10 protein-coding genes are annotated in these 13,395 nt (G+C 71.5%); 5 read left to right on the top strand and 5 right to left on the bottom strand.

Going from position 1 to position 13,395, the window contains the following annotated elements:
- Positions 1-243 precede the first annotated feature (243 nt).
- Positions 244-873: a response regulator transcription factor gene (locus OHS59_RS10045; RefSeq protein WP_328493041.1), complete on the bottom strand. Its 630-nt coding sequence runs from the start codon at positions 871-873 to the stop codon at positions 244-246.
- Between the two features lie 514 nt (positions 874-1,387).
- Here OHS59_RS10045 and OHS59_RS10040 point away from each other — a divergent pair.
- Positions 1,388-2,386 (top strand): sensor histidine kinase, encoded by a 999-nt coding sequence (locus tag OHS59_RS10040; RefSeq protein ID WP_328493040.1) that lies wholly within the window; start codon positions 1,388-1,390, stop codon positions 2,384-2,386.
- 16 nt (positions 2,387-2,402) lie between these two features.
- Here OHS59_RS10040 and OHS59_RS10035 read toward each other — a convergent pair whose 3' ends face one another.
- The 4 genes from OHS59_RS10035 to OHS59_RS10020 form a co-directional block, all read right to left on the bottom strand.
- The gene (locus tag OHS59_RS10035; RefSeq protein ID WP_328493039.1) at positions 2,403-3,020 is read right to left on the bottom strand and encodes a GNAT family N-acetyltransferase; all 618 of its coding nucleotides are present in this window, start codon (positions 3,018-3,020) and stop codon (positions 2,403-2,405) included.
- Positions 3,017-3,415, bottom strand: coding sequence for a RidA family protein (locus OHS59_RS10030; RefSeq protein WP_328493038.1), 399 nt, complete (start codon positions 3,413-3,415; stop codon positions 3,017-3,019). Before OHS59_RS10030 ends, OHS59_RS10035 begins: the two co-directional genes overlap by 4 nt.
- Positions 3,416-3,480: 65 nt before the next feature.
- Positions 3,481-5,064, bottom strand: coding sequence for an alpha/beta hydrolase (locus OHS59_RS10025; RefSeq protein ID WP_328493037.1), 1,584 nt, complete (start codon positions 5,062-5,064; stop codon positions 3,481-3,483).
- A gap of 226 nt (positions 5,065-5,290) precedes the next feature.
- Positions 5,291-6,331 (bottom strand): Rv2578c family radical SAM protein, encoded by a 1,041-nt coding sequence (locus tag OHS59_RS10020; protein ID WP_328493036.1) that lies wholly within the window; start codon positions 6,329-6,331, stop codon positions 5,291-5,293.
- A gap of 150 nt (positions 6,332-6,481) precedes the next feature.
- Here OHS59_RS10020 and OHS59_RS10015 point away from each other — a divergent pair, with 150 nt between their 5' ends.
- The 4 genes from OHS59_RS10015 to OHS59_RS10000 all read left to right on the top strand — a co-directional run bounded on the left by OHS59_RS10015 (position 6,482) and on the right by OHS59_RS10000 (position 13,390).
- Positions 6,482-6,925 carry an SRPBCC family protein gene (locus OHS59_RS10015; RefSeq protein ID WP_328493035.1) on the top strand — a complete coding sequence of 148 codons (444 nt, stop codon included), beginning with the start codon at positions 6,482-6,484 and terminating at the stop codon, positions 6,923-6,925.
- Positions 6,926-7,156: 231 nt separating this feature from the next.
- Positions 7,157-9,556 (top strand): MFS transporter, encoded by a 2,400-nt coding sequence (locus OHS59_RS10010; RefSeq protein ID WP_443061413.1) that lies wholly within the window; start codon positions 7,157-7,159, stop codon positions 9,554-9,556.
- Between the two features lie 426 nt (positions 9,557-9,982).
- Positions 9,983-12,463: an ATP-binding SpoIIE family protein phosphatase gene (locus OHS59_RS10005; protein WP_328493034.1), complete on the top strand. Its 2,481-nt coding sequence runs from the start codon at positions 9,983-9,985 to the stop codon at positions 12,461-12,463.
- Positions 12,464-12,667: 204 nt separating this feature from the next.
- The gene (locus OHS59_RS10000; RefSeq protein WP_328493033.1) at positions 12,668-13,390 is read left to right on the top strand and encodes a class I SAM-dependent methyltransferase; all 723 of its coding nucleotides are present in this window, start codon (positions 12,668-12,670) and stop codon (positions 13,388-13,390) included.
- Positions 13,391-13,395: the final 5 nt, after the last annotated feature.

Raw genomic sequence — 13,395 nt, 5'->3', positions numbered from 1 at the left:
GGACGAACGTCGCGGGATCCGAACTGCCGTCATCTCCGCGCACATGGCCCGGGTCCTGCTCCCCGGCGGCCCCAGTCCGTGCGACCGCCCGGCTGGGTGCGACGTGGGATTCGGGAAGTCGCGTGGCGACGGCTCGGGCCGTTGCCGTGGGAGGTCACACATTTCGCACCATAAGCGACGGCTGTTCGGTCGGAAATCCCCCAGGCGGGGCGAACCGCCCCCTCAGATGGGCTGATTCCCGTTCTACGGCACCTCGCGCGGCAGGATCCCCAGCCGGGTGGCCGTCACCACCGCCTCCAGCTGGCTGTGCGCGCGCAGTTTGACCAGGACGCTCTTCACATGTCCGCGCACCGTGTGCCGGCTGAGCACGAGCCGGTCCGCGATCGTCTTGAGACCGTGTCCCTGAGCGAGCAGCACCAGCACCTCGTGCTCCCGGCGGGTCAGCCCGTACCCGTTGCGCTGCCGCGGCGGCAGCCGGGCCGCCAGGGTCGACTCCTCCACGAGCAGTTGGCCGGTGGCAGTCGTCCGGATCGCGGTGAGGATGTCCCCGAACGCGCTGTGCTTGGCGAGGAACGCCGAGGCGCCCGCCGTCACCGCCCGCGCCAGCTGGTCGGGGGTCGCGTCCGCGGTCAGGACCACCACCCGCGCCGAGGGATGGGCCTCCTTCAGCAGCCGGGTGCCCTCGATACCGTCCGTGCCCGGCAGATGAATGTCCATCAGGACCACGGAGGGGGGCCGACGGGCCGCCTCCCGCAACGCCTCGTCGACCGTACCCACCGCCTCGCCGCAGTCCAGGTCCGGCTGTGCTCCGATGGCGATGGCCAAGGCGTCGGCCAGCGCGCGCTGGTCCTCGACCACGAGCACGCGGATCATCCCCGGATCCTCCCCCTCCGGATGGCCGGCTCTCCCCGGGCCGGTGGTGGCGATGCGCTTCGAGCGTAGTGCCGCCCGTCCCCGGCGGGTCCCGGCCGTACCCGGGAATATGCCTCCCGTGTCTGGCCCAACACCCCGGACGCGGTACAGAGTTGAAGGAGAACGCAGGCTGCGGCCGGTCAGTGGCAGGTGGCGGGGGACGCCGGGAGGAGACCCGCCCGTTCCTTGTCCCGCAGGTGTCCGGGGCTACGGGGGGATCCCCGCCGCGTCGGCCGACACGCGCCTGATGTGCTGTGCGTACCGCCTGTCCGACCGTTTGCGGACAGGGGACGTCGACGCCGTGGGGAAGCCGGAACGGGCGGCCGGTGAAGGGGATCCCACGGCCCTCACCGCGACGCGTGGCCCCCACCGACGGGGCATGCCGGGGGGACGCGGGCGAAACGGGGGGACATGAGGGGTACCGGTTCGCCGGACGCACCGATGGCTCGGCGAAAGGGGCGCGGGGACGATCACGATGACTGACGACGGGCGTCAGGAGCTGTACGCGGCCATGATGCTGGCCGCGCCCGACGGCATCGTCGCGGTCGACGCCGACGGCTGCGTCCGGGCCTGCAACCCGGCCGCCGCGGCGCTGCTCGAACGGCCCGCCGACGAGCTGATCGGCTCCGTGTTCGGATTTCCGCTCAGCGACGGGGAGGCCACCGAGGTCACGCTGGTCCTGCCGAACGGCCGCAACAAGGTCGTCGACATGACGGTCGCCCTCGCCCGGTTCGACGGCCGGCGGCTGTACGTGGCCACCCTGCGCGACGGGACCCGCAGACAGCAGGCCGACCATGTGCTGCAGGCCGCCCTGGAGCACCAGAGCGTGGTCGTCGCGGTCGCCGCGCACCAGTTGCACAACCCGCTCGCGGCCCTGGCCGCCCTGGTACACGTGCTCAGAGAGCCGCCGCCCGGACTGGCCGAGGAGCGACGGGCCGAGCTGGTCGAGCGGATCGCCGAGCGCACGGCCCGGCTGCAGGCGCTGGTCCGCAAACTCCTCACCGCAGCACGGATCGACGGCGCCGGGCAGCAGGGTGTGCCGGAGCCGGTGGAGGTGCTGGGCTTCCTGCTGGACCGGTTCGCCGGGTCCGAGGCCCTCGGTGACGGACTGAGACTCGCCGTGCCGGCCTGTCTGGTGGCGCGCGTCGACCCTGTGTCCTTCGCCGAGATCTTCGGCAACTACCTGGAGAACGCGCTCGCCTACGGCCGCGATCCCGTCGAGATCACCGCGCGCGAAGCCGGCGGGCGGATCGAACTGCGGGTCGTGGACCACGGCCCCGGTGTGCCCGAGTCCTTCGTTCCGCACCTCTTCGAGCGCTACCGCCGCGACCCCGCCACCGCGGCGGCCACCGAGGGGACCGGCCTCGGCCTGTGGATCGCCCGCAGCCTGGCCCGGGCCAACGGCGGCGACGCCTGGTACGAGCCGGGCCGCCCGAACGGCGCGGTGTTCTGCGTGAGCCTTCCCGCGGGGTGACTCGTCATCAGGCTCCCTACGAGCCCTTCTCACCCTCCTCAGGAAAGGGGAGCCCTGCTCCGGCGCCGCCCAGCAGCCGGGCGTACCGCACCTCGGGCACGTCGACGCCCTCGACCTCGAAAGGCTCCTCGGCGCCGTCCGCGGCGAAACCGGCCCTCTCGTAGAAGCGGCGCGCGCCCGCGTTCTCCCGCACCACCCAGAGCAGCATCCTGTCGTGCCCCACGGCGGCACACCTTGCGACGGATGCCCGCAACAGGGCACGGCCCACCCCGCGAGAGATCCGGTCGGGGTCGACGTAGATCGCGTACAACTCGGCATCCCCGGGGGCCCCGGCGCTCTCGGCGTTCCCGATGCCCCCAGCGAGTGGTTCGCCGTCGCGGTACGGCCCGTGGCAGGCCCAGCCGACGACCTCACCGGCCCACTCCGCGACGAGGTTCACCACACCCTGGCCCGCCTGCTCGAAGTGGGCCCGCCTGCGCGGGAGTTCGACCGCCACGTCGAGCCCGTCGAGGTACGACCGGGGCATCAGCCCTTTGTAGGCGCTCTGCCAGCCGCGTACGCGGATCTCCGCCACGCGGGGACAGTCGGCCAGGGTCATCTCGCGGATGCGCAACGGGGCACGGGAGCGGCTCATCCGGGCAGTATCGCGAACGCCTCTATCTCCATCAGGAACTCCGGGCGCACCAGGGCGGCGACCTGTACGGCGGAGGCGGCCGGGAGGCGGTCCGGTGCGATGTGCTCGTCCCGGGCCGCGCGGACGGCCGGCATATGGGCCATGTCCGTGACGAAGAAGGTCAGCTTGACGACATCGTCGAAACCCGCGCCGGCCGCGGCCAGGCAGCGTCGCAGGTTCTCGAAGACCTGACGGGCCTGCGCCGCCGGGTCGCCCTCGCCGACCAGCTTTCCGTCCTCGTCGAGCGCCAGCTGGCCCGAGACCGCCACGAAGCGGCCCGTGCCCATGACGACATGCGAGTACGCGGCGGCGGGGGCGACGCCGTCGGGGGCGGTGATGCGGATCTGTCCGGTCATGGATCAATCCTGCACCACCGCACTGACCACGCCCCGGCGGGCGGTCGCCGCCCGCCGGCCGGGGTTCAGCCCCGGAAGCCGAGCAGACCGTGCAGCGCGGCGCCGCGCGAGCCCGCGCCCGATGTCGCCTTCGCGGTCAGCGGCTTCGGGTCGGGCAGCTTCCCGCACACCGCGTCGGCCTCGCCGTCGCCGCGCGGGACCCGGCCGTCGGTCAGATAGGCGGCCAGGTGCCTGTCCAGGCAGGCGTTCCCGCTCAGCGTGATGCCGTGGTTTCCGCCGCCCTCCTCGACCACCAGGCTGGACCCGCCCAGCAGGCGATGGACCATGGCACCGCCCTCGTACGGGGTGGCCGCGTCGTCCGTCGCCTGGAACAGCAGGACCGGCGGCACCGAGTCGTTCGAGACGTCCACGGGCTCGGCCGAGTCGGTGGGCCAGAACGCGCACGGGGCGTTGTACCAGGCGTTGTTCCAGGTCAGGAACGGCGCCTTCTCGTACACCTCCCAGTTGTCGTCGCGCCACTCGTCCCAGTCGCGCGGCCAGCTCGCGTCACGGCACTGCACCGAGGTGTAGATGCTGTAGCCGTTGTCGCCCGCGGTGTCGACGGCGCCGAAGTTCTCGTACGCCTCGACCAGCGGATCGTCGTTCTTGGTCTTCACATACGTCGCGAACGCGTCGGCGAGATACGGCCAGTAGCCGTTGAAGTAGCCGCCGGGGGAGAAGGTGTCCTCCAGCTCGGAGGCGCCGACCTTCCCGTCCGCGGGCTTCTTCGCCAGCGCCGCCCGCATCGCGTACCAGGTCTTCTCGATCTTCTCCGGATCGGTGCCGAGCTTGTACGTCGCGTCGTTCTTGGCGACCCAGGCCATGAAGGCCCGGTGGCGGGAGTTGAAGGCGTGGTCCTGCGCGATGTTGTCGTCGTACCAGACGCCGGTGGGATCGACGACGGAGTCCAGCACCATGCGCCGTACCCGGTCCGGGTAGAGCTTGGCGTAGACGGCGCCCAGGTAGGTGCCGTACGAGTACCCGAAGTAGTTGATCCTCTTGGCGCCGAGCGCGCTCCGGACGGCGTCCATGTCCTGGACCGCGCTCACCGTGTCGATGTACGGCAGCACGTCCTGGTGCTTGGTCGCGCAGGCTTTCGCGAAGGTCTGGACGCGGTCGAGGTTGGCCTTCTCCAGGGCGGGCGTCGCCGGCACCGAGTCGGGGCGTACCGGTGCGAAGTGCCCCGGCCGGCAGTTCAGGGCGGGCCTGCTCGCGCCGACCCCGCGCGGGTCGAAGCCGATGACGTCGTACTGGCCCGCCACGCTCTTCGGCAGCGAGGCCGCGACGAACCCGGCGAGGGTGAGACCGCTGCCGCCGGGACCGCCCGGGTTCACCAGCAGGGGCCCCTGGTACGTCTTCCTGGAGGTGTGCGGGACCCGTGACAGCGCGAGTGTGATCTTCCGGCCGTGCGGGTTCGCGTGGTCGAGCGGCACCTTCAGGGACGCACACTGGAGCGTCGGGTAGTTCTTGGTGCCGCACTTCTTCCAGGTGGGCCCGGCCGCCGGGACGGCGGGGGCCGCGGCGGCCGGGCTCGCGCCGGCCGGGACCGCGGTGATCATTCCGGCAACCACGGCGGCGGCACCGCACAGAGCAGCTGCGCGTCGGTTCACATGAATCGCCTCACATTGAGGTACCGGTCAGGGTCCCGTCGGGAGTCCCGGTCGGGGGCCCGTCCCGTTCCTCGGTCAGGGAGCCGTGCGCGTCACGGCCTTGGCCGTATCGTCCCGGGGAGGGCACCCGGAAGGACCGCTTCTGCCGAGAGTTGACCCCATTGGGCCGTGGGATGCGGCCGGATGCCGGGCAGGGAGTGCCGGCCGGTGCGTGAGGGGGTGCCGGTCACAGAAGGGTGAGCTGGGTGGGCACCGGCGCGACCGGTTCCGGCACCGGGATCCTGCGGGGCATCCCCGCGCGCGTGGGGCCTATCCCGTACTCCTCGGCCAGCTCGTGCACCTGCCGGGTGATCCGCCGCTGGTACCACTTCGGGGCGTACGAGCCCTCCGCGTACAGCCGCTCGTACCGGCGCACCAGATGCGGGTGATGGTGTCCCAGCCAGCTCATGAACCACTCGCGCGCCCCGGGCCGCAGGTGCAGCACGAGCGGGGTCGCCGAGGTCGCGCCGGACGCGGCGATCGCCCGTACCGTCGCGCGCAGTTGGGAGGGATCGTCGCCCAGGAAGGGGATCACGGGGGCCATCAGGACCCCGCAGTCGATGCCGTGGGCGCTCAGGGTGCGGACGACGTCGAGGCGGCGCTCGGGGGCGGGGGTGCCCGGCTCCACGGTCCGCCACAGGTCGAGGTCGGTGAAGCCCACGGAGACGGAGATCCCGACCTCGGTGACAGCAGCAGCCTGCTTCAGCAGGTCCAGATCGCGCAGGATCAGCGTGCCCTTCGTCAGGATGGAGAAGGGGTTCGCGTGGTCGCGCAGGGCCGCGATGATGCCGGGCATCAGCTGGTAGCGCCCCTCGGCGCGCTGGTAGCAGTCCACGTTCGTGCCCATCGCGATGTGATCGCCGAGCCAGCGCCGAGAGCCCAGCTGCCGCCGCAGCAGCTCCGGGGCGTTCACCTTCACCACGATCTGGCTGTCGAAGCCGAGGCCGGTGTCGAGGTCGAGATAGCTGTGGGTCTTGCGCGCGAAACAGTAGACACACGCGTGCGTGCAGCCGCGGTACGGGTTCACCGTCCACTCGAAGGGCATGCGCGAAGCCCCCGGTACGCGATTGACGATCGACCTGGCCCGGATCTCGTGGAAGGTGATTCCGCGGAACTCGGGCGTGTCGAACGTACGAGTGGTCACCGTCTCCGCGCCGAACAGAGCGGGGTTCGTGGGGTTTCCCGACGGATTACCGCCGGACTCCACTGTGAGGTTCTCCCACCGCATGACGCCTCCTCGATAGCACTGATCACAGAATAGAACACATGTTCCCTTGATCGTGCGACCCCATAGTTGCGGACCCCGATTTGGGCGGCTCGGCCGCGTGATGGTTGGCTGAGCGCTGACGCCCGAGATCCCGAGTGCTGGAGGAACGCAATGGCGCAGGTCGAGGCCACCACCGAGCGAGTCGTGACGGGTCAGCCGGACGACGTGTTCGACGCGCTGGCCGACTACAACGGCACGCGTTCGAAGATCCTGAGCGAGCACTTCAGTGAGTACGAGGTCCGGGAGGGCGGCGACGGCGAGGGAACCCTCGTCCACTGGAAGCTCCAGGCCACCAGCAAGCGGATCCGCGACTGCCTGCTCGAAGTGAGCGAGCCCACCGACGGCGAGCTCGTGGAGAAGGACCGCAACTCCTCGATGGTCACCACCTGGCGGGTCACCCCGGCCGGTGAGGGCAGGTCCCGGGTCGTCGTCACCTCCGTCTGGGACGGTGCGAGCGGCATCGGCGGCTTCTTCGAGCGGACCTTCGCGCCCAAGGGCCTCGGCCGCATCTACGACGAGGTGCTGGCGAAGCTCGCCGCCGAGGTGGAGAAGTAGTTCCACCAGCCCTTGCGCCGCCCCTTGTACGAGTCCAGGGCGGGCGGCTCCGCGTGATTCCCCCGCTCACCGTTTCGGGTGGTTTTCCGTCGCGGCCCAGTTGTACGCCGTAGGGCTCCCACCGGCGGATACGTCCGCCGAAGCCCATCTCAGGGCGACTCGTCGCGCTTGCTCCCAGATGTCGCACAATGCGAGAAATGGGCCCCGCAGGCGCGACGAGGGGAGCAGCACGTGGGCGGAACGGCTCTGGCGGAGAGCGGACGAGACGTTTCGGCTCCGGCCCCGGACATATCCCAAGCGCCGCCGGACCCCGCCCAGTTGGAGACACTGAGCCCGCGCCGCGTGCGTCTGGTGTTCTTCGCGCTCATGCTCGCGCTGCTGCTCGCGGCCCTTGAGCAGATGATCGTCGCCACCGCGCTCCCGAAGATCGTCGGAGAGCTGCACGGCCTGGACCGGATGTCCTGGGCGATCACCGCGTATCTGCTCACCTCGACCGTGGGACTGCCCGTCTACGGCAAGTTGGGCGATCTGTACGGCCGCAAGGGCGTCTTCCAGTTCGCGATCGTCGTCTTCGTCATCGGCTCCGCGCTGGCCGGACGGTCGCACACCATGGACCAGTTGATCGCCTTCCGCGCCCTCCAGGGGGTCGGCGCCGGCGGTCTCATGATCGGCGTACAGGCGATCATCGCGGACGTCGTGCCGTCCCGGGAGCGGGCCCGCTTCATGGGGATGATCGGCGCCGCGTTCGGCCTCGCCTCGGTCGCGGGCCCGCTGCTCGGCGGCTACTTCACCGACCACCTCTCCTGGCGCTGGTGCTTCTACGTCAACGTCCCCTTCGGCCTGATCACGCTCGCCGTCGTCGCCGTCGTCCTCGAACTGCCGAAGCCCACCGCCAGACCGCGCCTGGACGTCCTCGGCGCCCTGCTGCTCGCCGTCGCCTCGACCTGCCTTGTGCTGCTGACCAGTTGGGGCGGCACGGAGTACGCGTGGGACTCACGGGTCGTCCTCGGACTCGCCGCGGGAGCCGTCGCCTCGACCGCGCTCTTCCTTCTCGCCGAGCACCGCGCGGCCGAACCCCTCATCCCGCTACGGCTGTTCCGCGACGGCGTCTTCAACGTGACCGCGCTCGTGGGCGTGATCGTCGGCGTCGCCCTCTTCGGCGCGGCCAGCTATCTGCCCACGTACCTGCAGATGGTCGAGGGCGCCACCGCCACCGAGTCCGGCCTGCTCATGCTCCCCATGATGGGCGGCATCGTCGGTGCCTCGATCGTCTCGGGACACCTCATCAGCCGCAGCGGCCACTACAAGGTGTATCCGATCCTCGGCGGCGCCCTGTCCGTCCTCGGCATGTGGCTGCTCTCCCGGCTCGAGGCCGATACGCCCCGGCTGCACTACAGCGTGTGGATGGCCCTGCTCGGCGCCGGGATCGGCCTGGTCATGCCGGTGCTGATCCTCGCCGTGCAGAACTCCGTGCACCCGTACGACCTCGGCACCGCGACCAGCGCCAACAACTACTTCCGGCAGATCGGCGGCAGCGTCGGCGCGGCGGTCTTCGGCACGCTCTTCGCCGACCGGCTGGCCGACTCCCTCGCCGACCGGCTGCCCGCCGGGGCCGGTGTGCCCGACCCCGAGTCCATCACCCCGCAGCTCGTCCACGCGCTGCCCGCCGAACTGCGGGACGGTTACATCGCGGCGTACACCGACGCGATGCCGCGGATCTTCCTCTACCTCGTGCCGGTGCTCGTCCTGGGCCTGCTCGTCGCCTTCTTCCTCAAGGAGAAACCACTGGTGTCCCACCACACCCCCACCGCGACCCCCGGGACCGCACCGCTCGACACCCCCATCCCGGCGGCCCGTTCGACGTACGCCGCCGGGATCCCCGTCTGCGGCACCGTGCAGCACCCCGACGGCACCGTCGTGCCCCGTGCCGCGCTCACCCTCATCGACGTCGCGGGACAGCAGATCGGGCGGGGCGCGAGCGGCGAGGACGGACGGTACGCGCTGTCGACGCCCGGATCGGGGGCGTACGTCCTGATCGCCGCGGCCGGCGGGCACCAGCCCCAGGCGGTCAGCGTCACCGTCGGGGAACGGCCCGTCGAACTGGACGTGGTGCTCGGCGGCGCGGGCCGGCTGGCCGGGAGCGTGGTCACGGCGGACGGCACTCCGGTGCGGGACGCGACCGTCACGCTCACCAATGTGCACGGGGAGGTGGTCGCCTCGACGCGCAGTGGGCGCGAGGGCGGCTATGTCATCACGGAGCTGGTGGCGGGGGAGTACACGCTGGCCGGGAGCGCTCCGGCGTTCCGGCCGGCCGCGCTGCCCGTCAGCGTGCAGGCCGCGCGCGAGACCCGGCAGGACGTCGAGCTCGCGGGCGGGGCGGTGCTGCGGGGGACCGTGCGGGCGAGTGGGGGGCGGCCGGTCGAGGACGCGCGGGTGACGCTGCTCGACGCGGCGGGGAATGTGGTGGACACGTTGACCACCGGGGGTGACGGGGCGTTCCGGTTCATCGACCTGTCGTCGGGGGAGTACACGGTGATCGCGGCGGGGTACCCGCCGGTGGCTACGGTTCTGCAGGTGGCGGGGGGCGGGAGGACCGAACGGGACCTCCAACTGGGTCACGAGGACGGCTGAGGCGCTCAGTCTCTTGCCTCTGGGGGGCGCGGGGAACGGCGCAGTCTTTCGTCTTTCGGGGGCGCGGGGAACGGCGCAATCTTTTGCCTTTAGGGGCGCGGGGAACGGCGCAATCCTTTGCCTTTAGGGGCGCGGGGAACGGCGCAATCCTTTGCTTGTAGGGGCGCGGGGAACTGCGCAGCCGGCCCCCACCGGCCCGCAGGCAGAAGACTGCGCCGTTCCCCGCGCCCCTGGGGGTGAGGGCTCGGGCAGGTCGTCGGGCGCAGGCCGGTTGGAGCTGAGCGCGCAGTTCCCCGCGCCCCGGGCGGGGCCTGGTGTGCGCCGGAGTCAATTCGGGGATTGGCACACATGGCTACCGGGCGCGGACGTACCGTGGTTGGTGTGGTGGCGCAGATCTTGCGGACCGTGGAAGAGAGGGCCTGAGCCATGGACCGTGGCACCGAAAGGGGCGCACCTTTCCACCGTGCGGCCGGTGACGGGGCCTCCGCGGCGGGACGCATTCCGCTGGCCGTGGTCGTGGTGGACCGTGAGGGACTGGTCTCGCACTGGAGCCGCGGCGCCCGGCGCCTCTTCGGTACCGCCAGGGAAGAGGCCGTCGGCCGTCCCGTGGTCGATCTGCTGCCGGTCTCCGGCGCTCTGCCCGAGGACGACGAGAGCGCGCCCTACGGTGCGTACGCGGCGTACGACGGGCTGGGCCCCGACCTCGAATCCTCCCTCGACGGGCGGCTGTTCTACCCGGCGGCGGGCCGCGCGCGGCTGACGGCGGCGGACAGCGACCGCATCGATGTCCTGTGGTGGGCGTACCCCCTGGTGGGGCCGGGCGCGGAACGGCTGCTGGTCCTCGCCGCCGACGCGGGCGCGCTGCGCCAGGAGGACCCCGGAGCGGGGGCAGGTGCGAGTACGGCCATGGAGCGCATCGCGCCCGGATTCGCGCTGCACACCGACTTCCCCGGAGCCGAGGACCTGGCGCGCCGGCTGCCCGAGATCCTGCCGAGCATGAGCGTGGGCGAGAGCGCCCGCATCGTCGCCCAGGTCCTCGAACTGGGCTATCCCGTCCTGGAGTTCAGCCAGAACGACCGGGTCCCCGTCACCCCCGACTGGGGTGTCCCGCGGCGCGCCGAACGCAAGGCGCGCCAGGAGCGGGCCGCCGCGGCGGCCAGGTCGGGCGAGCCCCCGCCGCAGGACGTCGAGGACGAGGGCGAGGACCTCGAATACGTGGCCGTACGGGAGCGGCTGGAGTTCCTGAACGAGGTCAGCGGACGCATCGGAACCTCGCTCGACCTGTCCCGCACCATCGTCGAGGTCAGCCGGGCCGTCGTCCCTCGCTTCACGGACGTCGCCGGGACCTATCTGCGCGAACAGGTCGTCGCCGGTGAGGGCTTCCCCGACGGCGTGCCCGACACGACCACCATGTGGCACCGGGTGGCTGTGGAGCACACGGACGAGCCGGGCCGCTGGGACGACGTCGTACCGGTCGGCGAGGCCATGCCGTTCCCGGCGCACACCCCGTTCTTCCAGTGCATGACCACCGGCGACCCCGTCCTCGTGCCGCGCATCAGCGAGCAGATGGGCCACACGATCGCCGCCCAGTTCGAGAAGCGCGACATCCGGCCCCTCATCACGGGCCGCTCCATGCTGGTCGTGCCCCTCAAGGCCCGGAACGTGGTCCTCGGCTTCATGATCCTGCTCCGTCACCCGGAGCGCGTCGAGTTCAACGACATGGACCGGGTCACCGGCGCCGAACTCGCCGCCCGCGCCGGGCTCGTGCTCGACAACGCCCGCATGTACACGTACCAGGAGAGTGTCGCCGAGACCCTCCAGGAAAGCATGCTGCCGCACATCGCCCCGCGGATGTCCGGCTGCGACATCGCGACCCGCTATCTGCCGGGCACCCTGCTCGGGCGGGTCGGCGGCGACTGGTTCGACTCGGTCAAACTGCCCGGGTCACGGACCGCACTCGTCGTCGGTGACGTGATGGGACACGGCCTCAACTCCGCCGCGATGATGGGCCAGTTACGCACCGCCGTCCAGACCATGGCGGCCCTCGACCTTCCCCCCGCCCAACTCCTGCGCAATCTGGACGACTTGGCGCAGCGACTCGGCGAGCACTACCTCGCGACCTGTCTGTACGCGGTCTACGACCCCATCGCGAGCGAACTGGAGATCGCCAACGCCGGCCACATACCGCCCGTGCTGGTCCGCGCGGAGGACGGCCGGAGCGAGCTGCTCGAACTGCCGACCGGCGCGCCCGTCGGAGTCGGCGGAGTGCCCTTCGAGTCCGTACGGGTGCGGGTGGCGCCCGGCGACCGGCTCGTGATGTGCACCGACGGCCTGGTCGAGGTGCGCGGCGAGGACATCGGTGTCGGCCTCGCCACGCTCTGCGAGTCCGCGGCCCACCCGGCCGCCTCCATGGACGACGCCTGCGACACCATCATCCGCGCCCTCGCCGCGACCTTCTCCAGCGCCGGCCGCGGCGGCCGCAAGGACGACGTGGCGCTCCTGATGGCCCGGCTCAACGGCATCGAACCCGACGACGTCGCCCAGTGGCGGATCGGGCACGGTCCGCAGGAAGTCGGCAGGGCGCGCGCCGCAGTGCGTGAGCAGCTCCACGAGTGGGGCTTCAACTCGGTGGCCGACACCGCGGAGTTGCTGGTGAGCGAGCTCGTCACCAATGCCGTACGGCACTCCCACAGCCGGCCGATCGATCTTCGGCTGGTCCGGGGCGAGACGCTTTTGTGCGAGGTGGACGACGACGATCACGACCTGCCTACGCTGCTCAGCGCGGGCCGCTTCGACGAGTTCGGCCGTGGCATGCGTGTGGTCAGCACGCTGGCGCGTGAGTGGGGGAGCAGCCGGACCAACTCCGGCAAGACCGTGTGGTTCGAGTTGACCTTGCCGCGTCGCTGAGCGCGCGGCGCTCCGCTGGAAGCTCGGGATGAATCCGCGGCTTCGGCGGGGGCTGGGCGCGCAGTTCCCCGCGCCCCTGACGGGGCGCGCCCGCGAATGAGGCGTGAAGGTGTGCGCCGTGTTCTTGTCGCTGCGCTCCGGGCGCGATAAACCGGACTGCCCGTCACTTTTCGGCGGTCCGTGGTCGCATCCTGGGGAGCTGGCATGAGCGTGACTACTCGGTACAGAGAGGCCTGGGAGGGCTTCTGGCGCGAGGCTCCCGCCGAGCGGGGAGCCGTCTTCTGGGACGCCGAGCCGGCGCTCACCGCGGGCGTCCATCTCGGCCTGTTCGAACCGCATCTGACCGCCCCCGGGCTGCCCCTCGTGGACCTCGGCTGCGGCAACGGCACCCAGACCCGGTTCCTCGCCGACCGCTACCCGCGGGTCATCGGCGCCGATCTGTCGGCCGCGGCCCTCGACCACGCCCGGCTCGCGGACCCGGCGGGCCAGGCCTCCTACCGGATGGTCGACGCGGCGGAGAAGATCGAGGCCGAGACGCTGCACGCCGAGATCGGTGACGCCAACGTCTACATGCGGGGCGTCCTGCACCAGTGCGAGCCGGCCGACCGGCAGTCGCTCGTCGACGGCCTGGCCACCCTCGTCGGCGACCGGGGCCGCGCGTTCCTTGTCGAGCTCGCCGAGGCGGCCGGAGTCATGCTGCGCGCTCTCGCCCGGAGCCCCGAGGGGCCGCCGGCGAAACTCGCGCCCGTCTTCCGGCACGGCATCGCGCCCGGGGAGGTCACCGATGCCGCCGTCCCGGAGTACCTGCGGGCGGCCGGGCTCGTGGTGGTGGCGAGGGGGGAACTGCCCCTCGCCACGACGGAGTCCGGGGCCGACGGTTCGCGGATCGAGTTGCCCTCCATATGGATGGTGGTGGGCCGCACCTGAGACCG

This window comes from Streptomyces sp. NBC_00414, from assembly GCF_036038375.1.
Classification (GTDB): domain Bacteria; phylum Actinomycetota; class Actinomycetes; order Streptomycetales; family Streptomycetaceae; genus Streptomyces.
Note: the sequence above shows the minus strand (reverse complement) of the source record. Positions and strands in the feature narration are given on the sequence as shown.